This window comes from Paracoccus ravus (assembly GCF_004522175.1).
GTDB lineage: Bacteria > Pseudomonadota > Alphaproteobacteria > Rhodobacterales > Rhodobacteraceae > Paracoccus > Paracoccus ravus.
Genome location: NZ_SDEB01000002.1, coordinates 228,599 through 252,490, shown reverse-complemented (window position 1 = coordinate 252,490; position 23,892 = coordinate 228,599). Strand labels below are relative to the sequence as shown.

Genomic DNA, 23,892 nt, shown 5'->3' with positions numbered 1-23,892 from the left:
GGTCAGACAGGTTCGGAAAGCGTCAGCCCGCCCTCGCGCACAAGAAAATCCACAATCTCGGCAATGCCCTTGCCGTGACGCAGTTGCGCCATGACGAAGGGGCGCTCGCCGCGGGCGACCCTCGCATCGCTTTGCAGCAGCTCGACATCGACGCCGACATGGGGCGCGAGGTCGGTCTTGTTCACCACCAGCAGGTCGGATCGCGCCAGCCCCGGCCCGCGCTTTCGCGGGATGTCCTGACCGGCGGCGGTGTCGATGACATAGATCGTCAGGTCGGCAAGTTCCGGACTGAAGGTCGCGGCCAGATTGTCGCCGCCCGATTCGATCAGGATCAGCTCTAGACCGGGATGGGCCGCGCGCAGATCGGCAACGGCGGCGAGGTTGATGCTGGCATCCTCGCGAATGGCGGTGTGGGGGCAGCCACCGGTCTCGACACCGCGGATGCGGTCGATCGGCAGGACTTGGGCGCGCATCAGGGCCTCGGCGTCTTCGCGGGTATAGATGTCATTGGTGATGACCGCCATCGACAGGCGAGGGGCAAGGGCGCGGGCGAGCTGCTCGGTCAGGGTGGTTTTGCCCGCGCCGACGGGGCCGCCGATGCCGACGCGCAGGGGGCCGTTATGGCTCATGTGCGGAAAATCCTTACGTCCAAAGTTTCGTGCCGCATGGCGGCAAGATCGGCGCCAAAGCAACCGGTTTCAAGCGAGTCGCGCTCAGCGGTCAGGGCGCGGGCGGCGGTTTCGGCGATCACCGGATGCAAGGCGGCCAGCGCCTTTTGCCCCTGCGCCTGTCCCAAGGGCAGGAACCGCGTCGCCGCCGAGATGAGATTCGCAGCGAAGGCATGCAAGTAATGCGAGATGACATCGTCGGCGGGCAGGTCCAAGCCGCGCGCCGAAAAGCCAACCGCGACGGGCAGGGGGCGTGGCGGCTGGGATGAGCCGGTCAGCGCCTCGACTGTCTGGGCAAAGGCACGGCCCTGATCCATGGTCTCGGTCAGGCGCTCTGCCGATCCGGCCTGTGCGCGGGCGAGTTCGGACAACTCATCGGCATCCTCGCCGCGCAGCGTCAGGGAAAGCAAAACCGCATCGGTCCATCCGCCCCCTCGGCGCAGCACGTCCGAGACCCAAGCGACAACCGCATCGGCATCCCGCGCTCCATCGACCATGGCCTGTTCAAGACCATGCGAATAGGCAAACCCCCCGGTCGGAAAGGCCGGGGAAAGCCATTGGATCAGGGTCAGACGCGACAGCATCAGTGCGAATGGAAGCCGGGGCCGTGGTCATGGCCCATGGTGCGGCCATGGCCATAGGCGCCGCCCTCGGGGGCGAAGGGGGCCATGGTCGCCGTGACGGTCGCGCCAAGGCCGCGCAACATGCCTTCCAGCACATGGTCGGCGCGGATCAGCAGGTGAGCGTCGGCGATCTGGCAGGGGGTGTGGCGGTTGCCGATATGCCATGCCAGGCGGGGCAGGGGCCCTTCGACGCGTAGACATGGTTCCATCGCGGCGATAACGCCGATCAACCGGCCATCGGTCAGGCGGAAGGCGTCGCCGGGATCAAGGCTGACGGTCTCGGGCAGATCGACCATGAAGGACAACCCGCCGCGCGAGGTCAGGCGCTTGCGACGCAAAAAGCGGCCCTCGTAATCCAGAACCACGGCATCGTCGGCAGGGGTCGCGCGCAGGATTTCCGTCGCGCGCAGGACGGTCAGGGGCGCGTTCATCGACGCACCCCCGCGAGGTTTCGGCTTACAGCCAGACCAGGTCGCGGAACACGTAATGCACGATCCGGTCGCGCGTGATGCCCATTTCGGCCAGTTCCTTGTCCGACTTGGCTTCGAGCGCCGCGATCTCGCGGTGACGCGAGCGCGCCTCGACATAGGTGTTCATGCCCTGACCGATGCGGGCAAAGATTGCATCGATACGGTCGCGCAGCGAGGGCGCAAATTCGGTCGTTTGGATAGCCATTGGAAACCCTTTCGGTGTTGGCGAATGGTTTCCCCCCATGGGTCTGACTATAGGTCATAGATCTTGCCTTATCTATTGCGCTTTCTGCAATGCTGCGTTGCAGCACCGATCAGAACAGGAAGTAGCGCTGCGCCAGAGGCAGCTCGGTCGCGGGTTGGCAGGTCAGTAATTCGCCATCGGCGCGGACCTCGTAGGTCTCGGGATCGACCTCGATCATCGGCGTCGCGGCGTTCAGTTTCATATCGGCCTTGCCGATACCGCGCGTGCCGCGCACGGCGACGGCATTTTTCAGCATACCATCGGCGCAGCCTGCATCCAGCCCGGCCTGACTGACAAAGGTCACGGCGCTGGCCTGCATCGCCCGACCCATCGCGCCCCACATCGGGCGCATATACATCGGCTGCACCGGGATCGAGCCATTCGGGTCGCCCATCTGCGCCCATGAGATCATGCCGCCGACCAGCACCATCTCAGGCTTGGCGCCGAACATGGCGGGGTCCCAGATCACCAGATCGGCGCGCTTGCCGGGCTCGATCGAGCCGATTTCATGCGCGATGCCATGCGCGATGGCGGGATTGATCGTGTATTTCGCGACATAGCGGCGGGCGCGGATATTGTCGTTCTGCCCGGTTTCCTCGGCCAGACGACCGCGCTGGACCTTCATCTTGTGCGCGGTCTGCCAGGTCCGGGTGATGACCTCGCCGACACGGCCCATGGCCTGGCTGTCCGAGGAGATCACCGAGAAAGCGCCCAGGTCATGCAGGATGTCCTCGGCGGCGATGGTCTCGCGGCGGATGCGGGATTCGGCGAAGGCGACATCTTCAGGGACGCGCTTGTCGAGATGGTGGCAGACCATCAACATGTCGAGATGCTCTTCCAGCGTGTTCGCCGTGAAGGGCCGGGTCGGGTTGGTCGAACTGGGGATCACGTTCGGCGCGCCGACCAGCTTGATGATGTCGGGGGCATGGCCGCCGCCCGCCCCCTCGGTGTGGAAGGCATGGATGGTGCGGCCCTTGATCGCGGCAAGGGTGTTCTCGACGAAGCCGGATTCGTTCAGTGTGTCGGTGTGGATCGTGACCTGCACATCCATCGCATCGGCGACCGAAAGGCAGCAGTCGATCGCGCCGGGGGTGGTGCCCCAATCCTCGTGCAGCTTCAGGGTCGAGGCCCCGGCGCGGACCATTTCCTCGAGCGCCTCGGGGCGCGAGGCATTGCCCTTGGCCGAGATCAGCATGTTCACCGGCACCGAATCCATCGCCATCAGCATCCGCCCGATATGCCAGGGGCCGGGGGTGCAGGTGGTGGCGAGCGTGCCATGCGCCGGGCCGGTGCCGCCGCCCAGCATGGTGGTCATGCCCGAGGAGATCGCGTCCTCGACCTGTTGCGGGCAGATGAAATGGATATGCGCATCCATGCCGCCCGCGGTGACGATGCGGCCCTCGCCCGCGATGATCTCAGTGCCGGGGCCGATGACGAGGGTCACGCCGGGCTGCGTGTCGGGGTTTCCGGCCTTGCCGATGCCCGCGATGCGGCCGTCGCGCAGCCCGATATCGGCCTTGTAGATGCCGGAATGGTCGAGGATCAGCGCATTGGTGATGACCGTGTCCATCGACCCGCCCGCGCGGCTGATCTGGGACTGGCCCATGCCGTCGCGGATGACCTTGCCGCCGCCGAACTTGACCTCTTCGCCATAGGTGGTCAGGTCGCGCTCGACCTCGATGATGATCTCGGTATCGCCGAGGCGCACGCGGTCTCCGGTGGTCGGGCCATACATCTGGGCATATTCGGCGCGGGAAATGGTCAGGGCCATTCAGTTCTCCTGAAAACGGTCATCCACCGGCACGGCGAGGGCGGTGGCCAAGGCATTGGTTTGGCTGGCCATGGCGATCACGGCCAGAAGTTCGGCATGCTGGTCGGGGGTCATGCCCTTGGCGCGGGCGGCCGCGGTATGGGAATGGACGCAATAGGCGCAGCCATTCGCGGTCGAGACCGCGATGTAGATCAGCTCCTTGACCAGCGGATGCAGTGCGCCGGGGGCCATGACATGGGCCGCGCGTTCCCATGTGGCGCGCAGAAGCGCCGGGTCATGCGCCAGAGCGCGCCAGAAATTGTTGACGTAATCGGTGCCCCGCGCCTCGCGGATCTCGTCAAAGACCGCGAGGCTTTCGGGCGGCGCGTCGCCATCGGCAAGCAGCGGAACCGTTCCCATCACACCATCGCCAGAATGCGGGCCGGGCCGCCGGTGCCGCGGGCATGTTTCGGCGCGCCGACAAAGATCGTCGCGCCCTTGGCGGGAAGCTGGTCGACATTGGCGAGGTTCTCGATGCCGTAGCGGCCGGAGGGCAGCCACGAGTAATGAACCGCGAAGTCTGCCGAATTGCCGGGATCAAGCGACAGGCTGTCGCTGGCAATCGCCGCCACGCCCATCTCGGCCAGCATGTCGGTCGCGGATTTGCCGAAGCCGGGGAAGGCGAATTTGCCATCGGGTGTGTTGCGGAACTCGGGCGTGCCGACCTTGGTGCCCCAGCCCGAATTCATCGCGACGCAGGCGCCCTTGGGGATCTCGCCATTGGCCGTGATCCAGGCCTCGACATCCGCGGCCTCGAGGCTCGCATTGGCGTCGTCGCGCGCATTGGCCGTGATGTCGATGACGCAAAGCGGGCAGATCAGGCTTTCGGCGGGGATCTGATCGACCGACGCGCCATCTTTCGAGAAATGCAGCGGCGCGTCGATATGCGTGCCGGAATGCTCGAAGATCGTCAGCTTCCACAGCTGGTAGCCGCTCTTGTCGAAATTCACCGCCTCTTCATAGGCGATGCCCGGCACGCCGTCGAAGGTTGGGAATTTCTCGTCCAACGTATAGGTCAGGTCCACGACCTTGCCCGAGGACTGGGCCAGCGCCGGGCGCGCGCTGATCGCGCTGGCGGCGATCGCCGCCGCACCCGAGGCCGCAGCGCCCATGAACAGGCTGCGGCGGCTCAGCATGGAGTTCTTGACGCTTTCGATCACGCAGGCATTGCACATTCCCGTCTCCTCCGATTGCGGTCAGTCGAGCCGACCCATGACCTTCTGATTGAAACCCCAGATTTCGCGCGCCCCTGAAAACGGGATCAGCCGCACCTCGCGCCTCTGGCCCGGCTCGAAGCGCACCGCCGTGCCCGCCGCGATGTCCAGACGCATGCCGCGCGCCGCATCGCGGTCGAAATCGAGACCGGGATTGGTCTCGGCGAAATGATAGTGGCTTCCGACCTGAACGGGACGGTCGCCGGTATTGGCGACCATCAGGGTGATCGCCTCGATGCCCGCGTTCAGGGTGATCTCGCTCTCGGCGGGGAAGACCTCTCCGGGGATCATGGCATCACCGCCAGCGCGACTCCTGCCGCCGCCGTGGCTGCACCCAGCAGCCGGCTTGCGCCCAGCCTGCCAAGACCGATCCCCGCCAGATGCAGCGCCGAGGTCGCCAGCACGAAGCCCGCCGCATAGAGTGCCAGCCCCGCCGCCGGGCCTTCGGCACCATGGGCATGGCCGTGGAACAATCCGAACAGCGCAACGATCGGCAGGGCAAAGCCCAGCGAGGGGCGCATCGTCAGCGCCACCGCGAGGCCAAGGATGATCGACGAGGCAAGGATCATCGGCTCGACCGCAGGCAGGCCGATCCCGGCTGCACCCGTCACGCCGCCCAGCACCATCGACGTGACGAACGCCAAGGGCAGCGCCCAGATGCCGCGCTTATCCGTCGCCGTCGCGGCCCAAAGGCCCACCGCGACCATCGCCAGCATATGGTCCGTGCCGCCCAGCGGGTGCGTCCAGCCTTGGGCAAAGGCCGAGCCGTGACCATGCTCGCCGACATGCGCGAAAGCTGCGGTCGGCATCAGAAGGAAGGGAAGGATACGTTTCATCTTGGCCTCTCAGCGGATCGGATCATGGACGGTGACAAGCTTGGTGCCGTCGGGAAAAGTCGCCTCGACCTGCACGGAATGGATCATCTCGGGGATGCCGGACATGCAGTCGTCGCGGGTGATGACAAGGGCCCCGGCCTCCATCAGATCGGCGACCGAGCGGCCGTCGCGCGCGCCCTCGACGACGAAATCGGTGATCAGGGCTATGGCTTCGGGATGGTTCAGCTTGACGCCGCGCGCCAGCCGCCCTCGGGCCACCATCGCGGCGACCGAGACCAGCAGCTTTTCCTTTTCGCGGGGGCTCAGGTTCATCTTGTCCTCATGGGTTCAAATTTGCCAGACGCGGGGCAGGGGACCGGGGCGGATCGCCCGGATCAGCCGCATCAATGCCTGCCGCAAGGGCCAGCCGTCGCGGGCCATCATCCGCGCCACCAGCTTGCCGTCGAAGGCGCTGGCCGCGCCGTCGGGGCCCAAGGCCTCGCGGGCGCGGGCCAGACGGTCGGCGGCATCGGTGGCGACCAGAACCAGCGTCGCAAAGGCGCGGCATCCGGCGAGCGTCGCGGGGCTGTCGCCTGCAAGCGCCGCATCGTCGAGGCGCAGGTTCTCGATAAAGACCGGATGCCCGTTGCGGGTGATGCGGCGGCGGTCGGTCAGGTCGAGCGTGCGGACCACCTCGCCCATTGCGGCGCGGCCAAGGATCAGGGTCTCGACCCAAAGGCAGGAGGCATCGCCCGCTAGCGCGACCTCTTGCTCGCGCAGCAGGGCCGAGCGGTCGAAAAGGATGGTTTCCTGTGGCAGAAGGTCCAGATGCGCGCCCTCGGCCACATCGAAACGCGCCGTGACCCGCGCCCGCCCGGTGGTCGAGCGATAGGCACGCTCCGCCGTCTGGGTCGTCGCGGTCAGGCGGGTGCCGAGGGCGAGATTGACCGAAATCTCCATCCGGTCGCCGCCCGTCAGCCCGCCCGACGTGTTCAGCATCACCATCTCGCAGCCCGGCGCGGGCGGCAGCATGGCCTTCGCACTGCCAGCCTGATGCAGCCGCGCGACGCGGGTCGCGCCGCGTGAAAACGCGAATTCGGCACGGAGCGTGCCGCGGGCGCGGGGCAATTCGGATGACAGGTTCTGGTGCAGCATCATGGCCTCTTGCCTGAACCATGGGCAAAGATGCGAGGATTTCGCAATGGAACCGAATGGCTGTCCATCGATTCTCGCGATTCGGGCCAAAAATCGGGCGATGCGCCCAAAAAAAAGGCAAGGGTAATTGCGCTTTAATCCAGCGCTTTCAATGTTTATACCGCAAGCGGCATTTCATGACCGCGGAAGGGATCCAATATGGCCAATGTGGTGGTCGTCGGCGCGCAATGGGGCGACGAAGGCAAGGGCAAGATCGTTGACTGGCTGTCCGAACGCGCTGACGTGATCGCGCGCTTCCAAGGGGGCCATAACGCGGGCCACACCTTGGTCATCGGCGAAAAGGTTTTCAAACTGTCGCTGCTGCCCTCGGGCATCGTGCGCAAGGGCAAGATGGCGGTCATCGGCAACGGCGTCGTGCTTGACCCGTGGTCGCTCTTCAGCGAGATCGCCAAGCTCGAGGCTCAGGGCGTCGAGATCGGCCCAGAGAACCTGATGATCGCGGAAAACACCCCGCTGATCCTGCCACTGCATCAGGACCTCGACCAGCTTCGCGAAGCCGCTGCGGGCACGTCCAAGATCGGCACGACCGGTCGCGGCATCGGCCCGGCCTACGAAGACAAAGTCGGCCGCCGCACCATCCGCGTTGCTGACCTCGCCGATGAGGAAACGCTGGATTCGCGTCTTGACCGCCTGCTCGCGCATCACGATGCGCTGCGTCAGGGTCTGGGTGCGACGCCGATCGACCGCGCCGAACTGAAAGCCAAGCTGCAGGACATCGCCCCGCGTCTGCTGCAATATGCGCAGCCGGTCTGGAAGGTGATGAACGACTACCGCAAGGCCGGCAAGCGCATCCTGTTCGAAGGCGCGCAGGGCTCCCTTCTCGATATCGACTTCGGCACCTATCCCTATGTGACCTCCTCGACGACCATGTCGGGCATGGCCGCGACCGGGACCGGCATGGGTCCCAGCGCGATCGGTTTCGTGCTGGGCATCGTCAAGGCTTACACCACCCGCGTCGGCGAAGGCCCCTTCCCGACCGAGCTGGAGGACGCCGACGGTCAGCGTCTGGGCGAGCGTGGCCATGAATTCGGCACCGTCACCGGCCGCAAGCGCCGCTGCGGCTGGTTCGATGCGGTTCTGGTGCGCCAGACCTGCGCGATCTCGGGCGTGAACGGCATCGCGCTGACCAAGCTCGACGTGATGGACGGGTTCAAGACCATCAAGATCTGCACCGGCTACGAGATCGACGGCGTTCATTACGACCACTTGCCGACTGCCGCCGCGCTGCAATCGCGCGTGACGCCGATCTATGAAGAGATGGACGGCTGGGAGGAATCGACCCAAGGCGCGCGTAGCTGGGCCGACCTTCCGGCGAATGCGATCAAATATGTCCGCCGCATCGAGGAATTGATCCAGTGCCCGGTGGCGCTGCTCTCGACCTCGCCCGAGCGCGACGACACGATCCTTGTCACCGACCCCTTCGCGGACTGAGATGAACCTCAAGGCGCGCAAACGCTGGTCCCTCGTGATCCTGCTGATCGGCCTGCCACTCTACATCGTGGCGGCCGTGACGCTGGTGAACTGGATGGATCGCGCCTTGGGGCGTCAGCCCATCATCGTTGAGTTGGCGGTCTATATCGGGCTCGGGATCCTGTGGATTCTGCCCTTTCGCCGGGTGTTTTCCGGCATCGGCAAGGGCGAATGACCGCCCTTGTCAGCCCCCGCGCGGTCACGCTGATCGGGGGCGCTCCTTTTTCCAAGACTGATCTGGATGCGGCGCTGGCCCTTGCGCCAGTGATCGCCGCCGCCGATAGCGGGGCGGATCAGGCGTTAGCATATGGGCTGATGCCGGATGCGGTCTTTGGCGATTTCGACTCGATTTCCGCCGAGGCACGGTCGGCCATTCCACCCGAGCGGCTGCATCCGATTGCCGAGCAGGACAGCACCGATTTCGAGAAATGCCTGAGCCGGATCGAGGCGCCGCTGATCCTTGCCGTGGGGTTTTGCGGTGCGCGGCAGGATCATTTCCTTGCCGCGCTGAACACTCTGTCGCGCCGCGTCGGGCCGCCCTGCATCCTGCTGGCCGGGGATGACGTGATCACGCTTTGCCCGCCCCGGATCAGGCTGGACCTGCTCGCGGGCACGCGGGTCTCTCTGTTTCCGATGGGGCAGGCCTGCGGGCGTTCGATTGGGTTGAAATGGCCCATCGACCGGCTGGAATTCGCGCCGGACGGCCGGGTCGGAACGTCGAATATGGCAACGGGGCCGATCGATCTGTCGGTCGAAGGCCCCGTGCTGCTGATCCTGCCAAGGGCCTGCCTCGGCCTATTGGCCGCCGCGCTTTAGCGGCCGCGAATGCGCGGGTCCATCGCATCGCGCAGCCCGTCTCCGATGTAATTCACCGACAGCACGGTCAGCGAGATGCAAAGGCCCGGCAGCACCACGCGCCACGGGAATTGCTGCATCTGGTCCACGGCATCATATAGCAGCCGCCCCCAAGTCGGGAAATCCGGCGGGAAGCCAAGGCCAAGGAAGGACAGCGCGCTTTCGGTGATGATCGCGGTCGCGATCCCCAGCGTGGCCGCCACCATGATCGGCGAAAGAACGTTCGGTAGGACATGGCGCAGCACCATGCGGTGGATCGGCGTGCCGATGGATTTGGCGGCCAGCATGAACTCGCGCTCCTTCAGGCCAAGGACTTCGCCGCGCACGATCCGGGCGGTCTGCATCCATGAGGTCACGCCAATCGCCGAGACGATCAGCAGGAAGATCCCGCCCGCAGGCCCCAACGCCTTGCCCAGAGGCTCGCGGAACAGGGTCACCATCAGCAGCAGCAATGGCAGCAGCGGAAGCGCGAGGAACAGTTCCGTCAGGCGCATCAGCGGCGCGTCCAAGCCCCGGAAATAGCCCGAGAGAATGCCGATCAGGCTGCCCAGCGTCAGCGCGATCGACATGGCGGTCAGCCCCACGGCGAGCGAGACCCGCCCCCCGGCCATCAGCCGCGCCAGCATGTCGCGGCCCAACTGATCCGTGCCCAGGGGATGTGCCCATGAGAAGCCCTGATTGCGGGCGCGGATATCGACATAGGTCGGCTCGATGGTCCAGAGCAGCGGGCCGATCAGGACGAAGAGCAGGATCGACACGAAAAGCACCAGCGCAATCATGGCCCCGTGATGGTTGCGGAACTGCCGCCAGATGTCGCGCCACTGGCTGCGGGGCGGGGTGGTCGGTTCGTCCGGCAATTCCGAGGGCAGGCCCGCCGCGTTGGCGGCGCTGAGGGGATCATTCATAGCGGATCCTCGGATCGAGAATGCCGTAAAGCAGATCGGCGATCAGCGTGAAGCCGACGATCAGGATCGCAAAGATGAAGGTCAGGGTCATCACCATCGGAATGTCATTGCCGTGGATCGCAAGGATCAGAAGCTGTCCCAGCCCATTCACCTTGAAGACCTGCTCGGTGACAATCGCGCCGCCGAAAACCGCAGGCAGGCCGAGGGCGATGACGGTCACGACCGGGATCAGCGAATTGCGCAGCACATGTTTCAGCACCACGACCCGCTCTGCCAACCCCTTGGCGCGGGCGGTGCGGACGTAATCCTGCCGCAGATTGTCCAGCATCGAGGCCCGCATGAAGCGGCTGATCTGGGCAGCGTTGTATAGGGCCAGAACCGTCACGGGCATGACCATCTGGCGGATCTGCTGGACGAAACTGTCCCAATCGGTGACGCGATGAGTGGTGTCATAGATCGAGGGGAACCATTGCAGCTTGATGCCGAAGATGATGATCAGCACGACGCCAGTGAAAAACGTCGGCAGCGAGAAGCCGACCATCGAGATGAACGTCCCGATCTGGTCGAACCAGCTATATTGCCGATAGGCCGAGATGATGCCGATGGGAATCGCGATCAGGACGCCGATCAGATAGGACATGCCGACGACGGTCAGCGTCTGCGGCACACGCTCGGCAATCACGTCAAAGACCGGGCTGCGCGACTGGAAGCTGATGACGCGCTGCATCCCTTGGCTGAAGGATGTCCCGAAGATCTGGTCGAACCAATGCAATGGCTCGACCCAGAAGAACTGCTTCAACCAAAGCGCGTAGCGGATATGCCAAGGCTCGCCCAGCCCCAAGGCCTCGCGCATTCTCTCCTTGACCTCGGGAGGGACCGTCAGAGGGACATCGGCCAGCGGATCGCCCGGAGAGGCCTCGAGCAAGAGAAAGATCACCAAAGAGATGAAGATCAGGGTCGGTATCGCCAGCAATAGGCGGCGAAGGGCAAAAGTCAGCAAATATCCGCTCTCCTGGGGATGTCAGCTTTGGCCCCGCCGCGCGGGCGGGGCCGGTTGCGTCACTGGGCGGTGCGGGTCCAGTCGGCGACGTTCCACAATTCGCTGTCCCAGCCATTGATCTGGACGTTCCCGAGCGTGTTGGACACCGCCGAGGCCGTCCCGCGATAGACCAGCGGGATGATCGCGTAGCTTTCCTTGGTCAGCATCTCGTTCAGCTTCTGGCCCAGCTTGCCGCGCTCGGCCGGATCGACGATCGTGGCCATCTGGGCAACGAGCTTGTCGAATTCCGGGTCGCAATAGCGGCTGACATTCTCGCCCTGCCACTGGTTGTCGGGACCAGGTGCCTTGTCGCAGGTGAATTTGGCGAGATAGGGCGCGGGATTGCCGCCCTCGAAATTATTCGCATACATCTCGACATCGGCATAGAATTTCTGGAACGTGTCCGGAGAGCCGGCATCACCCCCGAAGAAGACCGAGGCGTCCACGGTCTTGAGTTCGGTCTCGACGCCGATTTCTTGCCACCATTGCTTGATCAGCGCCTGGAAGTCCTGCCGCACGGCATTGACCGAGGTCTGATAGAGCAGCGACAGCCTTTGCCCGTCCTTTTCCCGGATCCCGTCGCCGCCGACGGTCCAGCCCGCCTCGTCCAGAAGCTTTTTCGCGCCCTCGATATCCTGTTGCAGGCAATCGGTGTTATCCGAGGCCCAGGCGGCGGGGGCGGGCACGTAATTGCAGGTCGGCTGTCCTGCGGGGCCGTAGCCGATCTCGACCAGCAGCGCGCGGTCGATCGCCATCGACAGGGCCTTGCGCACCGCGATGTCGGTCAGGAACGGATGGGGATGGGCGGTTGTCGAGCGCTCGCCCTCGGGCAGGTCCGACGAGGCGTTGGTCAGGTTGACATGGATGCGCTCGACCAGACTTCCGAAAGCGGCCTGCACCTTGCCCTTGCCCGCGGCCTCCATCCCCGAGATCACGTCCGGGGCAAGCTGGGTGTTCCAGGCATAGTCGAATTCGCCGGTTTCCAGAACCGAGCGCGCGGCTGCAGCGGCGTCGCCGCCCCCCTTCATCGTGAGCGATGCGAAGGCAGGCTTCGACGCGTCGCGATATTCGGGATTGGCCTCGAAGGTGATCACGTCATTCGTCTTGAAGCTGGTAACCTTGAACGGGCCGGTCCCGATCGGCCCGAAATTCTGCTCGGTGCAGGTCGGGGCCTTTTCTCCGATGCAGGCCTCGAACTGGGCCTTCTGGATGACCGGGGCCTGCGAGCCGACAAAGGCGGAATAGGGATCGGGCTGGGGCGCGGCGAAGCTGATCTTGACGGTCAGGGGATCGACGGCCTCGACCTTTTCGACGCCCTCGAACTTGGCCAGCTGCGCACAGCCGCCCGTCGGGTCCATGCAATATTGCGCGGAAAAGACAACATCATCGGCGGTAAAGGGCGTGCCATCGGACCATTTCACGCCCTCGCGCAGCTTCCAGGTGACCGATTTCAGATCCTCGGCGATGCCGCCGTTCTCCAGCGTCGGGATCTCGCTGGCGAGGCGCGGGAAAAGCGTGCCGTCGGGCATCGATCCGGCGAGAGGCTCCAGCACGGCGCTGCTTGCGATCAGCTCCTTGGTGCCGCCCGAAAGGTAGATGTTCATCGTCGAGGGGGCTTGCCACATAATGATGTTCAGCTGCCCGTCGCTGCCGCGCTCGGCATGGGCGACAGGGGCCATCAATGCCGCGGAGGCGGCACCGAGCATCAGGAACTTCAATCGCATCACTCACTCCTGTTGGACTGTTGGGTCGTTCGCCGAGCTTCCGATATGGCCGTCTAGTGATTGTTTTTTTTGCCTTCCCGAATGGTCTGCCCGTGGAACATGGCCGAGTGTCGGACAGGTGCCCGCGGAAAAGCAAGAATCAAGTTGGCGCGGGAAAAGAGTTGCAAAGAGGCACGGCGGCTTTAGCCTTTGAAGTGATCACAAAGGGGACGGGCTGCCCGATGCTTGACGCCGACCTTCAGGAACCTCTCGTCTCGATCCGCGGCCTGCGGGTGTCCTTTCAGACGCATGACGGGCCGGTCGTGGGGGTCAAGGAGCTTAGCTTCGACATCGGTCCCGGCGAATGCGTCTGTATCGTGGGCGAATCCGGATCGGGAAAATCGGTCAGTTCGCTTTCGCTGATGCGGCTCGTCGAATTCGGCGGCGGCGAGATCGCCAAGGGGGAATTGCTGTTTCAGCGCGAGGGCGGGCCAGTCGATCTGGCACGGTCACGCCCTGCGACCATGCGCGACATTCGCGGCAATGAGATCGCGATGATCTTTCAAGAGCCGATGACGGCCCTGAACCCGGTCTTCACCGTCGGGGATCAGCTTGCCGAAGGCTTGATGACCCATCGCGGCCTGTCCAGAAAAGAGGCAATGGCCCGCGTGCTGGAGCTTCTGCGCGAGGTCCGCATCCCCGAGCCCGAACGCCGGCTGAACCAATATCCCCATGAGCTGTCCGGCGGGATGCGCCAGCGCGTGGTGATCGCCATGGCCATGGCCTGCCGTCCGCGCCTGTTGATCTGCGACGAGCCGACCACCGCGCTCGACGTCACCATCCAGGCCGAGGTTCTGGCGCTGATCGACCGGCTCAAGCGCGAGACCGGCATGGCCGTCATGTTCATCACCCATGACATGTCCGTGGTGGCGCAGATGGCCGACCGCGTCGTCGTGATGTTTCGCGGCGAGAAGGTCGAGGAAGGCCCGGTCACCCAGATCTTCGAGCGCCCGCAGCGCGATTACACCAAGGCGCTATTGGCCGCCGTGCCGCGTCTGGGCGAAATGACCGGACGTGACGCGCCCGAACCGATGCGGCTGATGCGCGAGGGTAGGGTGACAACTGCAGAGCCGGTGCCGGCGCGCAGCAGCGCGCCGCTGCTCGAGGTGCGCGGTCTCTGCACCCGATTCTCGGTCCGGGGCGGGCTGATGCGCCGCGTGGTGGCGCAGGTCCATGCCGTCGAGGATGTCACTTTCACCGTGAATGCCGGCGAGACCCTGTCGCTGGTCGGCGAATCGGGCTGCGGCAAATCGACGACGGGCCGCTCGATCCTGCGGCTGGTCGAGCCAAGCGCGGGCACGGTCCATATGGGCGGCCAGGACGTGCTGGCCTTGCAAGGGACGGGTTTGCGCCGGATGCGGCGTGACATGCAGATGATCTTTCAGGATCCTTTTGCCAGCCTTGATCCGCAGATGAAGCTGGTCGATCAGGTCGAAGAGCCGATGCTGAATTTCGGCATCGGAAACCGCGCCGAGCGCCGCGACCGGATCGCGCAGCTTTTCGACCGGGTGGAATTGCCACGCAGCTTCATGAACCGCTACCCGCATGAAATGTCGGGCGGCCAGCGTCAGCGCATTGCGATTGCGCGCGCCCTTGCCCTGAACCCGCGCCTGATCATCGCCGATGAGGCGGTCTCGGCGCTGGATGTCTCGGTGCAGGCGCAGGTGCTGAATCTGCTGATGGAATTGCAGCGGGACCTTGGGATCTCGATCCTGTTCATCAGCCATGACATGGCGGTGGTCGAGCGCGTCAGCCACCATGTCGGGGTGATGTATCTGGGCCGCATCGTCGAGATCGGGACGCGTCGGCAGGTCTTTGAAAACCCGCAGCACAGCTATACGCGGCAATTGATGGCCGCCGTTCCTGTGGCCGATCCGCGCCAGAAGAAGATCAGCGAGGATCTGCGCTTCCGCCCCATCCCCTCGCCGATCCATCCGCTGGGCTACCACCCCCCGCGCTCGGTCTATCGCGAGGTCGCGCCGGGCCATCGCGTGCTTGTGGACCCCGTGACGCATCAGTAAAGCCTTGCCCATGCAGATTGGTGGCCCGATTTCCCTCGCCGCGCCCGCGCGCTTTCCCGCAATGCCTCCCGCCGAGGCGGATGTGGTCGTCATTGGCGGCGGCATCGCCGGGGTGATGACCGCGCTTTATCTGGCCGAGGCCGGGCAGCGCGTCGTGCTTTGCGAAAAGGGTCGAATCGCCGGCGAACAAAGCTCGCGCAATTGGGGCTGGGTGCGCCAGCAGGGCCGCGATCCCGATGAATTGCCGATCATGATCGAGGCCTTGCGTCTTTGGCAGGGGCTAGATCAGCGTCTCGGCGAGGGGGTCAGCCTGCGCCGCAGCGGCACGACCTATCTGGCCAATTCCGAGGCCGATCTTGCGAATTTCGAGGCATGGCTGCCCCATGCCCGCGCACATGGTCTGGATACCCGCATGCTGGGCCGGGCGGAACTGGACCAGATGCTGCCCAATGCGGCGGGTTGGGTCGGTGCCTTGACCACGCCCAGCGATGCCCGCGCCGAGCCTTGGACTGCCGTCCCAGCGATTGCCGGGCTGGCCGCCGAGGCCGGTGTGACGATCTGCGAAACCTGCGCCGTGCGCGGGATCGAGACCACCGGCGGGCGCGTCTCGGGCGTGGTGACGGAAAAGGGACGCATCGCGGCGGATCGGGTACTGCTGGCCGGGGGGGCGTGGTCCTCGCTATTCGCGGGCAATGCCGGGATCTGGTTCCCGCAGCTTTCCGTCCGCGCGACCGTGGCCGCGACCGAAGCCATGCCCGATTTCCATGCCGGAAATGCGGCGGATCAGGGCTTTGCCTTCCGCCGCCGCGCGGATGGCGGCTATACGCTTGCCCCCGGCATTGGCCATGATTTCTGGATTGGTCCTGCGGCGTTCCGCAATCTGGCGAATTTCCTGCCTCAAGTCCGTCGCGATCTGCGCCATACCCGGCTGAGCCCCGCCGCGCCCAAGGGCTTTCCGGATGCCTGGAGCACGAAGCGGCGCTGGGATCTGGACGCAGTCTCGCCCTTCGAGGCGATGCGCGTGCTCGACCCCGTGCCGAACCTGACCCGGATCGAGCGGTTGCGCGGCGATTTCGCGGCGGCCTTCCCGAAGCTCGGGAAGCCCGCGATTGTCCGGGCATGGGCCGGGATGATCGACGTGACGCCCGATCAGGTGCCGATCCTGGACGAAACTTCGGTGCCGGGTTTCTTCATTGCCACCGGGCTTTCGGGTCATGGTTTCGGCATCGGCCCGGGGGTGGGCCGGGTGATGGCCGATCGGATGCTAGGACGCGCGACGGGGCACGACCTTGCGCGTTTCCGCTTTGCCCGTTTTTCGGACGGCAGCAAAATCGAGCTTGGGCCATCGATCTGAGAGCGGCGCCGAGGCTTGCGGCGGCAAATCAAAAGGGCGAAGCTGCCTCCGAAGGAGATGCCACATGCCCGTCAAGAACCGCTTTGCCGAATTGCTGCCTGAAATCACCGCCTGGCGGCGGGATTTTCATGAGAATCCCGAATTGCTCTATGAGGTCCATCGCACCGCCGGAAAGGTCGCCGAGCTTCTGCGCAGTTTCGGCGTCGATGAGGTGACTGAGGGCGTGGGCCGGACCGGAGTGGTCGGCGTGATCAGGGGCCGCAGCGACAGTGCGGGCCGGGTGATCGGCCTGCGGGCCGATATGGATGCATTGCCGATCCGCGAGATCACCGGCGCGGAATATGCCTCGAAGACGCCGGGTGTGATGCATGCCTGCGGCCATGACGGCCATACCGCCATGCTGCTGGGCGCGGCGAAATATTTGGCCGAGACCCGGAATTTCGACGGCACGGCGGTGGTGATCTTCCAACCCGCGGAAGAGGGCGGCGGCGGTGGGCTCGCCATGGTCGAGGACGGCCTTGTCTCGCGCTGGGGTATTCAGGAATTCTACGGCATGCATAATATGCCGGGCTATCCGACCGGCAGTTTCGCGATCCGCGAGGGTGCGATGATGGCGGCGGCGGATCAGTTCGACATCGTGGTGACCGGCAAGGGCGGCCATGCCGCGAAGCCGCATGAGACGATCGACACGACCTTGGTTTCCGCCCAGATCATCGTGGCGCTGCAATCCATCGTCTCGCGCAATATCGACCCGCTGAAGAACGCGGTGGTCTCGGTCTGCGTGGTCGAGACGGATTCGAAGGCGCATAACGTCATCCCGCAGGTGGTGAAGCTGAAGGGCACCGCCCGGAGCCTTGACCCCGACGTGCGTGACCAGCTTGAAGAGGGGATTGCGCGGGTCGCCGAGAATATCGCGGCAGCCTTTGGCGCAAAGGCCGATGTGCAATATGAACGCGGCTATCCCGTGACGATGAACCATCCCGAGCAGACGGGTTTCGCCGCCGAGGTGGCCCGTCAGGTCGCGGGAGCGGTCAATCTGGACATGCAGCCGATGATGGGCGGCGAGGATTTCAGCTATATGCTGAACGAACGTCCCGGCGCCTATATCTTTGTCGGCAATGGCGACACGGCGATGGTGCATCACCCGGCCTATGATTTCGACGACAATGCCATCCCTGCCGGTTCGAGCTGGTATGCCGGCATGGTCGAGGCCAGGATGCCGGTTTCGGCCTGAACTACCGGCGCGCGGGCGGGAAAGCCCGGATCCGCGGCAAGATCCCGGGGGTTTCACACCCCCGGACCCGCGACAAGATTCCGGGGGTTTCACACCCCCGGACCCCCGTGGGATATTTCTTCAAGAAAGAAGAAGGGGGCCATCGGCCCCCTTTCGCATCAGAAATGGATGGTGCGGCCGTAAGCCGAGAGCACCGATTCGTGCATCATTTCGCTGAGCGTCGGATGCGGGAAGACCGTTTCCATCAGTTCCGCCTCGGTGGTTTCCAGCGTGCGGCCGATGACATAGCCCTGGATCAGTTCGGTGACCTCGGCGCCGACCATATGCGCGCCGAGAAGTTCGCCGGTCTTGGCGTCGAAGATGGTCTTGACCAGACCTTCGGGCTCGCCAAGGGCTATGGCCTTGCCATTGCCGACGAAGGGGAAGCGACCGACCTTGATCTCGTAGCCCGCTTCCTTGGCCTTGTCCTCGGTCAGGCCGACGGAGGCGACTTGGGGATTGCAATAGGTGCAGCCCGGGATCGAGTTCGGCTTGATGGGGTGAGGGTGCTGGCCTGCGATCAGTTCCGCGACCATGACACCTTCGTGGCTGGCCTTGTGCGCAAGCCAAGGCGCGCCCGCAACGTCGCCGATGGCGAAGAGGCCCGCAACGCCGGTGCGGCAATATTGATCGGTCACGACATGGGTGCGGTCGATCTTGACGCCCAGTTTCTCGAGGCCGAGGTTTTCCACATTGCCGACGATGCCGACAGCCGAGATGACAGTGTCGAAGTCATGGGTCTCGGTCTTGCCGCCGATCTCGATATGGGCGGTGACTTTTCCTTTGGCACGGTCGAGCTTCTTGACCGTCGCCTTTTCCATGATCTTCATGCCCTGCTTGACGAATTGCTTTTTCGCCAGGGCCGAGATTTCCGCGTCCTCGACGGGAAGAACGCGGTCCATCACCTCGACAACGGTGGTGTCCGCGCCGAGCGTGTTGAAGAAGCTCGCGAATTCGATGCCGATCGCGCCTGAACCGATGACGAGGAGCTTGCCGGGCATGCGCGGCGGGTTCAGCGCGTGCTTGTAGTTCCAGACCAGATCGCCATCGGGCTCGAGGCCCGGAAGTTCGCGGGCCCGGGCGCCGGTGGCCAGAACGATTGATTTGCCGATGACGTCTTCGGCACCCTTGTCGGTCTTGACCGAGATCTTGCCGGGGCCGGTCAGCGTGGCCTCGCCCATGATGACGGTGACCTTGTTCTTTTTCAGCAGATGGCCGACGCCGCTGGCAAGCTGTTTGGCCACGCCGCGCGAGCGCTGGACGACGGCGGGCAGGTCATAGCCGATGCTGCCAGCCGACAGGCCGAATTCCTTGGCGCGGTGCATCAGGTGGAAGACCTCGGCCGAGCGCAACAGCGCCTTGGTCGGGATGCAGCCCCAGTTCAGGCAGATGCCGCCCAGATGCTCGCGCTCGATCACCGCGACCTTCAGGCCAAGCTGGGCTCCGCGGATGGCGCAGACATAACCGCCCGGACCCGAGCCGATCACCACCATATCGAAGGATTGCGCCATGAAATTCCCCCTACCGAAAAAGATAGTTGAGCGTTAAACCATTTTCTCCAGATCGGCAAGCAACAGCTTTCCCGAGACCAGCGCGCCATAGCCGCCGGTCTGCATGACATGGGTTTCAATTGCCGTCGGTTCGCGACCGAGCGCCGCGTTGCGCCAGGGAAAACGGCCGAAAAATGCGATCGTGTCGCGATGCAATTCGGCATGGCGCAGGTTTTCTCCGGGCATGAATTCGGAAAACAGCGCCACGGCGCGGTCCTGATGGGCCAGTTTCTCGCTATGCTCGAAGGGAAGGTAAAAGAACTGCCGCGCGGGGGGTGGGATGCTGAGATCGAAGCCTGCGGCGATCGCGGTTTCGGCGAGGCTCAGGGCCAGCTCATCCGTCGCGAAGGCGCGCGGATCTTCGCGAAACATGTTCCGGGGGAACTGATCGGTGAGGATCAGTGCTGCAAGCGCGCCTTCGGGGCTGCGGACCCAGTCCGGGACAACCGCATCGGCCATCTGCCAAGTCGCGAGAAAGCGCCTTTCGATCGTCTGGTCGAGCGTGTCAGAACGGGTATACCAGCCCTTTTCCCCGACCTCGTCGAGCCAGAAGCGGTTGATCTCATCCGGGGTTGCGATCCCTTGGGTCATGCCATCCCTCCTATTGCATAGGAGATGGTTGCAGAGCCGCACCCGGGCTGCAAGTCACTGGGCAGCCTGAACCTCGTCGGGGCCGGCATTTTCCAGCGCGGCCTCGATGGCGATGGGGGTGGCCGAGGGCGCAATGACGGCGAAGTTCTGGTCCATCGCCGGCGCGGCGCGACGCAGCTTGCGCCAGCCCGCATAGATGGTCAGCAGCGCGAGCAGGATGCCGATATAGACCCAGAACCCTTCGGGTCCCAGCCGCGACATCAGCCAGCCGGTGATCAGCGGGCCGGTGATCGCGCCGATGCCGTTTATGAACAGCAGACCGGCCGAGGCTGCCGCCATGTCGGTATTGTCGAGGAAGTCGTTGGTATAGGCGATGAGGAGCGAATAGACCGGATTGGCGACGCCGCCGATGATCGCCGCAGTCAGCAACAGCCCCCAGATCCCCGGTTGAACATAGAGCGTGACCGCGCTGACGATCAGCCCGACCAGAGACAGGACCATGACGATCATGCGGCGGTCGTTATGGTCGGAGAACCAGCCCACCGGGTATTGCAGCACCAGCCCGCCCAGATAGATCGCCGCCACGAATGCCGAGATTTCGGTGACGCTCAGGCCCTTGAGAGAGCCCCAGACCGAGGCCATCCCGAAAATCGCCGAAAACACGCCGCCCATGAGGAACATGCCGATGCAGCCAAGGGGCGAGACCTGGAACAGGCGGGCGAAGGTCATGCGCTGGATCGTCGAGAATTGGGGCGCGGGCTGTCTCGACAGAAGGATCGGCAGGAAGGACAGGCTGACCAGGACCGAAGGGATCACGAAAAGCAGATAGCCTGCCGGATCGCTGATGTTCATCAGGACTTGCGCGGCGATGATGCCCAGCATCTGCACGATCATATAGGCCGAGAGGGCCTGCCCGCGCGTTTCATTGCGGGCACTGGCGTTCAGCCAGCTTTCCGCGGTGATATAGACCCCCGAGAAGCAGAAGCCGATGCCCAGCCGCAGCATCGCCCAGACGATCCAATGCGGCCATGCCGCGTAAAGGATCAGCACCGACGAAATCATCGAGGCCAACGCGGCAAAGACCCGCACATGCCCGACCTTCTGGATCATGTCCGGAACGATCCGCGATCCCAGCAAGAAGCCGCCGAAATACGAGGACATCACCACCGACATATGCGTCGTGGACATGCCCTCGATCGCGCCGCGAATACCCAGTAGCGTGCCCTGCATCCCGTTTCCGACCATCAGAAACAGGATGCCAAGAAGCAAGGGCCAGGTGGTGCGCAGCACGGAAAGCATTTCGGAATCCTTCAGGGAATCAGAAGAGAGGCATCGCCGTAACTAAAGAAGCGATATCCCGAATCCACGGCATGGCGATAGATCTCGCGAATCCGGTCCTGTCCCATGAGCGCGCTGACCAGCATGAGCAGGGTTGATTTCGGCAGATGGAAATTGGTCATCAGCGCGTCGGTCACCCTGAAGCGGTAACCGGGATAGATGAAGATTTCCGTGACATCGCGAAACGGCGCGACGGTGCCATCCTCGCGCGCGGCGGATTCGATCAGGCGCAGCGCCGTGGTACCCACGGGGATGATCCGGCCACCGGCCTTGCGGGTGGCATTGATCGCCTCGGCGGTTTCAGGGGTCACCTCGCCCCATTCGCCATGCATCTTGTGGGTGGTGACATCCTCGACCTTGACGGGCAGGAAAGTGCCCGCGCCGACATGCAGCGTGACATGGGCGAAACGCACACCCTTGGCGCGAAGTGCGTCCAGAAGTTCGGCGTCGAAATGCAGGCTGGCCGTCGGCGCAGCGACGGCACCGCTCTTCTTGGCCCAGACGGTCTGGTAATCCTCGCGGTCGGCCTCGTCCGGGGCGCGCAAGGCCGCGATATAGGGCGGCAGGGGCATCGCGCCGACTTGGCTAAGAGCCGCGTCGAAAGCATCGCCCGTCGCGTCGAAGCGCAGGGTCAGCCCGGCCTCGGCAATCTCGGCGACCTCGGCAGAAAGCGCCTCGCCAAAGCGGATCACCTCGCCCTGCTTCAGTTTGCGCAGGGGCTTCGCCAGCGCTTTCCAGCCGCCATTGGCGTCGGGTTCCAGCAGAGTGATCTCGACCTTGGCCACGACCTCGCCCTGGGGCGTCTGGCGCGCGCGGGTGCCGGTGAGGCGGGCGGGAATGACCTTGGTGTCATTGAGCACCAAAAGATCGCCCGGCCCGAGCAGGTCGGTCAGGTCGCGCACATGCAGATCGCGCGTCGCGAGGCCCTCGGCCAGCAGCAAACGTGCCGAACTGCGCGGGCGCGCGGGACGGGTGGCGATCAGCCCTTCGGGCAGGTGAAAGTCGAAATCGTCTAGCTTCATGCCCGGCTTGTCGCGCCGCCATCTCGCAGCGTCAAGGCGGCGACTAATCACAAAGTGAAAAACTCGGACTTTACTTGGCCGACGGAATCGGTAAGTTTTGCCCAATTCGACTAGGTGACTCACATGATCGTCTGCCATTGCACCCAGATTTCCGACCATGACATCCGCGCGGCGGTGGACTGGATGCGCGCGGCCGATCCCGAGACCATCATCACCCCCGGAAAAATCTACCACGCCCTCGGCAAACGCGCCGATTGCGGCGGCTGTATGCCCTTGTTTCTGGACACGATGCGCCATTGCGATAATCTGGCCGTGCCCCCGATCCTTCGGGGGCTGAGAGCCAGCCGCAAAGGAGCCAGCGATGAAGGGCGACGCCAAGGTCATCGAATATCTCAACGCAGCGCTACGGTCTGAGCTGACCGCCGTCAGCCAGTATTGGCTGCATTACCGGCTGCAAGAGGATTGGGGCTTCGGCAAGATCGCCGACAAGTCCCGCGCCGAATCGATCGAGGAAATGCATCACGCTGATCGGCTGATCCAGCGCATCATCTTCCTTGAAGGTCATCCGAATCTGCAAAAGCTGGATCCGCTGCGCATCGGGCAGGATCTGCGCGAGACGCTGGAATCAGACCTTGCCGCCGAGCATGACGCGCGCACGCTTTATATCGAGGCCCGCGACCACTGCGAATCGGTCAAGGACTATGTCAGCAAGGACCTGTTCGAGGATCTGATCGCCGATGAGGAAGGCCATATCGACTTCCTCGAGACCCAGCTTGATCTCTACGAGACGATCGGGGCGCAGAATTACGGCCAGTTGAACGCGAAACCGGCCAGCGAGGCCGAGTGACATCGGGACCGGGAACGGGGGCCGTCCTGGCCCCCTTTTCACGCCCCAAGCCAGTCCTGCGCCAATGCGGGCAATTCATCGAAATGTCCAAGCATGGCTTCGGGGGCAAGCCGGGACAGGGCCTCGCCTTCGGGTCCGAAAGCCACCAACGCCACCCTGACACCCGCAGCCGAAGCTGTCTTGCGGTCGGTCTCCGTATCGCCGACCAGAAACGAGCGGGCAATTTCGCCGCCCGCGCCCGCGACCGCCGCGGCATAGGGGCGGGGATCGGGCTTGCGGACGGGCAAAGTGTCAGCCCCGATCAGGGCCGCGAAGCGGTCGCGTATCCCCAGTTCCCGCAACAGGATTTCAGCGAGGGCCTCGGGTTTGTTCGTGCAGACGGCAAGCCTGTGGCCGGCCTCGGCAAGCAGATCCAGCGCCCTCGCGGTTCCCGGATACAAGCGGGTATGCTGCGCGATGCACCCAGCATAATGCTCGAGCAGGCGCGGATAATCCTCGTCCTCGGCACCGGGGGGCAACAGCGTATCGGCCGCGATGCGCGCATAGCCTGCCCGCAGCATCGCGCGTCCGCCGTGAAATGCGATCAGCGCATCGGCGACGGGATCCAGAAGCGGGCCGAGGCCGCGACCGGAAAAGCAGGCATTCGCGGCCGCGATCAGATCGCCCGACGTATCCGCCAGCGTCCCGTCCAGATCGAAGACCACCGTTCCCGCCATGCTGTAACCTTCCGTAAAGATGTTTGATCGGTCGGGACTTTCCCCGATGCCGCCCCATAGGTAGAACGCCAAGATCAGATAAGAAACAG

General features: G+C 64.3%; 27 protein-coding genes. 8 read left to right on the top strand and 19 right to left on the bottom strand.

The window, feature by feature from the left end; genetic code table 11:
* Positions 1 to 2: 2 nt before the first annotated feature.
* The 11 genes from ureG to ESZ60_RS03060 all read right to left on the bottom strand — a co-directional run bounded on the left by ureG (position 3) and on the right by ESZ60_RS03060 (position 7,002).
* Complete coding sequence (gene ureG, locus ESZ60_RS03110) at positions 3 to 629, bottom strand: urease accessory protein UreG (protein ID WP_134678943.1); 627 nt, start codon at positions 627 to 629, stop codon at positions 3 to 5.
* Positions 626 to 1,255: an urease accessory protein UreF gene (locus ESZ60_RS03105; protein WP_167620045.1), complete on the bottom strand. Its 630-nt coding sequence runs from the start codon at positions 1,253 to 1,255 to the stop codon at positions 626 to 628. Before ESZ60_RS03105 ends, ureG begins: the two co-directional genes overlap by 4 nt.
* On the bottom strand, positions 1,252 to 1,722 hold the full coding sequence (locus ESZ60_RS03100) for an urease accessory protein UreE (protein ID WP_134678941.1): 471 nt from the start codon (positions 1,720 to 1,722) through the stop codon (positions 1,252 to 1,254). The genes ESZ60_RS03105 and ESZ60_RS03100 overlap by 4 nt, the downstream gene beginning before the upstream one ends.
* 25 nt (positions 1,723 to 1,747) lie before the next feature.
* Positions 1,748 to 1,966, bottom strand: a complete 219-nt coding sequence (locus ESZ60_RS03095; protein WP_134678940.1) for a hypothetical protein — start codon at positions 1,964 to 1,966, stop codon at positions 1,748 to 1,750.
* A gap of 109 nt (positions 1,967 to 2,075) precedes the next feature.
* The gene (ureC, locus tag ESZ60_RS03090) at positions 2,076 to 3,776 is read right to left on the bottom strand and encodes an urease subunit alpha (protein ID WP_134678939.1); all 1,701 of its coding nucleotides are present in this window, start codon (positions 3,774 to 3,776) and stop codon (positions 2,076 to 2,078) included.
* Positions 3,777 to 4,175 (bottom strand): carboxymuconolactone decarboxylase family protein, encoded by a 399-nt coding sequence (locus ESZ60_RS03085; RefSeq protein WP_134678938.1) that lies wholly within the window; start codon positions 4,173 to 4,175, stop codon positions 3,777 to 3,779. It lies immediately after the preceding gene.
* On the bottom strand, positions 4,175 to 4,990 hold the full coding sequence (locus ESZ60_RS03080; RefSeq protein ID WP_134678937.1) for a cyclase family protein: 816 nt from the start codon (positions 4,988 to 4,990) through the stop codon (positions 4,175 to 4,177). Before ESZ60_RS03080 ends, ESZ60_RS03085 begins: the two co-directional genes overlap by 1 nt.
* Positions 4,991 to 5,011: 21 nt before the next feature.
* A complete protein-coding gene (locus ESZ60_RS03075) occupies positions 5,012 to 5,320 on the bottom strand; it encodes an urease subunit beta (RefSeq protein WP_134678936.1) in 309 nt (102 codons plus the stop codon).
* A complete protein-coding gene (locus ESZ60_RS03070; protein ID WP_134678935.1) occupies positions 5,317 to 5,865 on the bottom strand; it encodes a HupE/UreJ family protein in 549 nt (182 codons plus the stop codon). Before ESZ60_RS03070 ends, ESZ60_RS03075 begins: the two co-directional genes overlap by 4 nt.
* A gap of 9 nt (positions 5,866 to 5,874) precedes the next feature.
* The gene (locus tag ESZ60_RS03065; protein WP_134678934.1) at positions 5,875 to 6,177 is read right to left on the bottom strand and encodes an urease subunit gamma; all 303 of its coding nucleotides are present in this window, start codon (positions 6,175 to 6,177) and stop codon (positions 5,875 to 5,877) included.
* Between the two features lie 15 nt (positions 6,178 to 6,192).
* Positions 6,193 to 7,002, bottom strand: a complete 810-nt coding sequence (locus tag ESZ60_RS03060) for an urease accessory protein UreD (protein ID WP_245155553.1) — start codon at positions 7,000 to 7,002, stop codon at positions 6,193 to 6,195.
* A gap of 195 nt (positions 7,003 to 7,197) precedes the next feature.
* Between ESZ60_RS03060 and ESZ60_RS03055 the strand changes: the two genes are divergently transcribed.
* The 3 genes from ESZ60_RS03055 to ESZ60_RS03045 are packed head-to-tail and all read left to right on the top strand — an operon-like array spanning position 7,198 to position 9,345.
* Positions 7,198 to 8,490: an adenylosuccinate synthase gene (locus tag ESZ60_RS03055; RefSeq protein WP_134678933.1), complete on the top strand. Its 1,293-nt coding sequence runs from the start codon at positions 7,198 to 7,200 to the stop codon at positions 8,488 to 8,490.
* Between the two features lies 1 nt (position 8,491).
* Positions 8,492 to 8,704 (top strand): DUF2842 domain-containing protein, encoded by a 213-nt coding sequence (locus ESZ60_RS03050; RefSeq protein WP_134678932.1) that lies wholly within the window; start codon positions 8,492 to 8,494, stop codon positions 8,702 to 8,704.
* Positions 8,701 to 9,345: a thiamine diphosphokinase gene (locus ESZ60_RS03045; protein WP_134678931.1), complete on the top strand. Its 645-nt coding sequence runs from the start codon at positions 8,701 to 8,703 to the stop codon at positions 9,343 to 9,345. The genes ESZ60_RS03050 and ESZ60_RS03045 overlap by 4 nt, the downstream gene beginning before the upstream one ends.
* On the opposite strand, the gene ESZ60_RS03040 is transcribed toward ESZ60_RS03045, so the two are convergent.
* The 3 genes from ESZ60_RS03040 to ESZ60_RS03030 are packed head-to-tail and all read right to left on the bottom strand — an operon-like array spanning position 9,342 to position 13,052.
* Positions 9,342 to 10,289, bottom strand: coding sequence for an ABC transporter permease (locus ESZ60_RS03040; protein WP_134678930.1), 948 nt, complete (start codon positions 10,287 to 10,289; stop codon positions 9,342 to 9,344). The genes ESZ60_RS03045 and ESZ60_RS03040 overlap by 4 nt on opposite strands.
* The gene (locus ESZ60_RS03035) at positions 10,282 to 11,289 is read right to left on the bottom strand and encodes an ABC transporter permease (protein WP_134678929.1); all 1,008 of its coding nucleotides are present in this window, start codon (positions 11,287 to 11,289) and stop codon (positions 10,282 to 10,284) included. The genes ESZ60_RS03040 and ESZ60_RS03035 overlap by 8 nt, the downstream gene beginning before the upstream one ends.
* 59 nt (positions 11,290 to 11,348) lie before the next feature.
* Entirely contained in the window at positions 11,349 to 13,052 is a 1,704-nt protein-coding gene (locus tag ESZ60_RS03030) for a peptide ABC transporter substrate-binding protein (RefSeq protein WP_134678928.1), read from the bottom strand.
* A 221-nt stretch (positions 13,053 to 13,273) separates the two neighbouring features.
* On the opposite strand from ESZ60_RS03030, the gene ESZ60_RS03025 reads away from it, so the two are divergent.
* From ESZ60_RS03025 to ESZ60_RS03015, 3 genes are all read left to right on the top strand, one after another.
* Positions 13,274 to 15,112 (top strand): ABC transporter ATP-binding protein, encoded by a 1,839-nt coding sequence (locus ESZ60_RS03025; RefSeq protein ID WP_134678927.1) that lies wholly within the window; start codon positions 13,274 to 13,276, stop codon positions 15,110 to 15,112.
* Between the two features lie 10 nt (positions 15,113 to 15,122).
* Positions 15,123 to 16,466, top strand: coding sequence for an NAD(P)/FAD-dependent oxidoreductase (locus tag ESZ60_RS03020; protein ID WP_134678926.1), 1,344 nt, complete (start codon positions 15,123 to 15,125; stop codon positions 16,464 to 16,466).
* Between the two features lie 64 nt (positions 16,467 to 16,530).
* Complete coding sequence (locus ESZ60_RS03015) at positions 16,531 to 17,700, top strand: M20 aminoacylase family protein (RefSeq protein WP_134678925.1); 1,170 nt, start codon at positions 16,531 to 16,533, stop codon at positions 17,698 to 17,700.
* A gap of 158 nt (positions 17,701 to 17,858) precedes the next feature.
* Here the strand turns inward: ESZ60_RS03015 and lpdA are convergent, their stop codons facing one another.
* From lpdA to queA, 4 genes are read right to left on the bottom strand one after another with little or no spacing between them, the layout of a single operon-like run.
* Positions 17,859 to 19,250 carry a dihydrolipoyl dehydrogenase gene (gene lpdA, locus ESZ60_RS03010; protein ID WP_134678924.1) on the bottom strand — a complete coding sequence of 464 codons (1,392 nt, stop codon included), beginning with the start codon at positions 19,248 to 19,250 and terminating at the stop codon, positions 17,859 to 17,861.
* A gap of 33 nt (positions 19,251 to 19,283) precedes the next feature.
* Positions 19,284 to 19,880: a DUF924 family protein gene (locus ESZ60_RS03005; protein WP_134678923.1), complete on the bottom strand. Its 597-nt coding sequence runs from the start codon at positions 19,878 to 19,880 to the stop codon at positions 19,284 to 19,286.
* Positions 19,881 to 19,934: 54 nt separating this feature from the next.
* Positions 19,935 to 21,179: an MFS transporter gene (locus tag ESZ60_RS03000; protein ID WP_134678922.1), complete on the bottom strand. Its 1,245-nt coding sequence runs from the start codon at positions 21,177 to 21,179 to the stop codon at positions 19,935 to 19,937.
* 11 nt (positions 21,180 to 21,190) lie between these two features.
* Positions 21,191 to 22,240, bottom strand: a complete 1,050-nt coding sequence (queA, locus tag ESZ60_RS02995; protein WP_134678921.1) for a tRNA preQ1(34) S-adenosylmethionine ribosyltransferase-isomerase QueA — start codon at positions 22,238 to 22,240, stop codon at positions 21,191 to 21,193.
* Positions 22,241 to 22,363: 123 nt separating this feature from the next.
* On the opposite strand from queA, the gene ESZ60_RS02990 reads away from it, so the two are divergent.
* Together ESZ60_RS02990 and bfr are read left to right on the top strand one after the other, a co-directional pair.
* Positions 22,364 to 22,654, top strand: a complete 291-nt coding sequence (locus ESZ60_RS02990) for a (2Fe-2S)-binding protein (protein WP_134678920.1) — start codon at positions 22,364 to 22,366, stop codon at positions 22,652 to 22,654.
* The gene (bfr, locus tag ESZ60_RS02985) at positions 22,602 to 23,087 is read left to right on the top strand and encodes a bacterioferritin (protein WP_134678919.1); all 486 of its coding nucleotides are present in this window, start codon (positions 22,602 to 22,604) and stop codon (positions 23,085 to 23,087) included. The genes ESZ60_RS02990 and bfr overlap by 53 nt, the downstream gene beginning before the upstream one ends.
* Before the next feature lie 38 nt (positions 23,088 to 23,125).
* Here the strand turns inward: bfr and ESZ60_RS02980 are convergent, their stop codons facing one another.
* Positions 23,126 to 23,803, bottom strand: a complete 678-nt coding sequence (locus ESZ60_RS02980) for an HAD-IA family hydrolase (protein ID WP_134678918.1) — start codon at positions 23,801 to 23,803, stop codon at positions 23,126 to 23,128.
* Positions 23,804 to 23,892: the final 89 nt, after the last annotated feature.

Bases quoted from the DNA above. Each gene is read 5' to 3' on its own strand.
- ureG (WP_134678943.1), bottom strand. From the start codon at position 629: ATGAGCCATAACGGCCCCCTGCGCGTCGGCATCGGCGGCCCCGTCGGC.
- ESZ60_RS03100 (WP_134678941.1), bottom strand. From the start codon at position 1,722: ATGAACGCGCCCCTGACCGTCCTGCGCGCGACGGAAATCCTGCGCGCG.
- ESZ60_RS03095 (WP_134678940.1), bottom strand. From the start codon at position 1,966: ATGGCTATCCAAACGACCGAATTTGCGCCCTCGCTGCGCGACCGTATC.
- ureC (WP_134678939.1), bottom strand. From the start codon at position 3,776: ATGGCCCTGACCATTTCCCGCGCCGAATATGCCCAGATGTATGGCCCG.
- ESZ60_RS03085 (WP_134678938.1), bottom strand. From the start codon at position 4,175: ATGGGAACGGTTCCGCTGCTTGCCGATGGCGACGCGCCGCCCGAAAGC.
- ESZ60_RS03080 (WP_134678937.1), bottom strand. From the start codon at position 4,990: ATGTGCAATGCCTGCGTGATCGAAAGCGTCAAGAACTCCATGCTGAGC.
- ESZ60_RS03075 (WP_134678936.1), bottom strand. From the start codon at position 5,320: ATGATCCCCGGAGAGGTCTTCCCCGCCGAGAGCGAGATCACCCTGAAC.
- ESZ60_RS03070 (WP_134678935.1), bottom strand. From the start codon at position 5,865: ATGAAACGTATCCTTCCCTTCCTTCTGATGCCGACCGCAGCTTTCGCG.
- ESZ60_RS03065 (WP_134678934.1), bottom strand. From the start codon at position 6,177: ATGAACCTGAGCCCCCGCGAAAAGGAAAAGCTGCTGGTCTCGGTCGCC.
- ESZ60_RS03060 (WP_245155553.1), bottom strand. From the start codon at position 7,002: ATGATGCTGCACCAGAACCTGTCATCCGAATTGCCCCGCGCCCGCGGC.
- ESZ60_RS03055 (WP_134678933.1), top strand. From the start codon at position 7,198: ATGGCCAATGTGGTGGTCGTCGGCGCGCAATGGGGCGACGAAGGCAAG.
- ESZ60_RS03050 (WP_134678932.1), top strand. From the start codon at position 8,492: ATGAACCTCAAGGCGCGCAAACGCTGGTCCCTCGTGATCCTGCTGATC.
- ESZ60_RS03045 (WP_134678931.1), top strand. From the start codon at position 8,701: ATGACCGCCCTTGTCAGCCCCCGCGCGGTCACGCTGATCGGGGGCGCT.
- ESZ60_RS03040 (WP_134678930.1), bottom strand. From the start codon at position 10,289: ATGAATGATCCCCTCAGCGCCGCCAACGCGGCGGGCCTGCCCTCGGAA.
- ESZ60_RS03030 (WP_134678928.1), bottom strand. From the start codon at position 13,052: ATGCGATTGAAGTTCCTGATGCTCGGTGCCGCCTCCGCGGCATTGATG.
- ESZ60_RS03025 (WP_134678927.1), top strand. From the start codon at position 13,274: ATGCTTGACGCCGACCTTCAGGAACCTCTCGTCTCGATCCGCGGCCTG.
- ESZ60_RS03020 (WP_134678926.1), top strand. From the start codon at position 15,123: ATGCAGATTGGTGGCCCGATTTCCCTCGCCGCGCCCGCGCGCTTTCCC.
- ESZ60_RS03015 (WP_134678925.1), top strand. From the start codon at position 16,531: ATGCCCGTCAAGAACCGCTTTGCCGAATTGCTGCCTGAAATCACCGCC.
- lpdA (WP_134678924.1), bottom strand. From the start codon at position 19,250: ATGGCGCAATCCTTCGATATGGTGGTGATCGGCTCGGGTCCGGGCGGT.
- ESZ60_RS03005 (WP_134678923.1), bottom strand. From the start codon at position 19,880: ATGACCCAAGGGATCGCAACCCCGGATGAGATCAACCGCTTCTGGCTC.
- ESZ60_RS03000 (WP_134678922.1), bottom strand. From the start codon at position 21,179: ATGCTTTCCGTGCTGCGCACCACCTGGCCCTTGCTTCTTGGCATCCTG.
- queA (WP_134678921.1), bottom strand. From the start codon at position 22,240: ATGAAGCTAGACGATTTCGACTTTCACCTGCCCGAAGGGCTGATCGCC.
- ESZ60_RS02990 (WP_134678920.1), top strand. From the start codon at position 22,364: ATGATCGTCTGCCATTGCACCCAGATTTCCGACCATGACATCCGCGCG.
- bfr (WP_134678919.1), top strand. From the start codon at position 22,602: ATGAAGGGCGACGCCAAGGTCATCGAATATCTCAACGCAGCGCTACGG.
- ESZ60_RS02980 (WP_134678918.1), bottom strand. From the start codon at position 23,803: ATGGCGGGAACGGTGGTCTTCGATCTGGACGGGACGCTGGCGGATACG.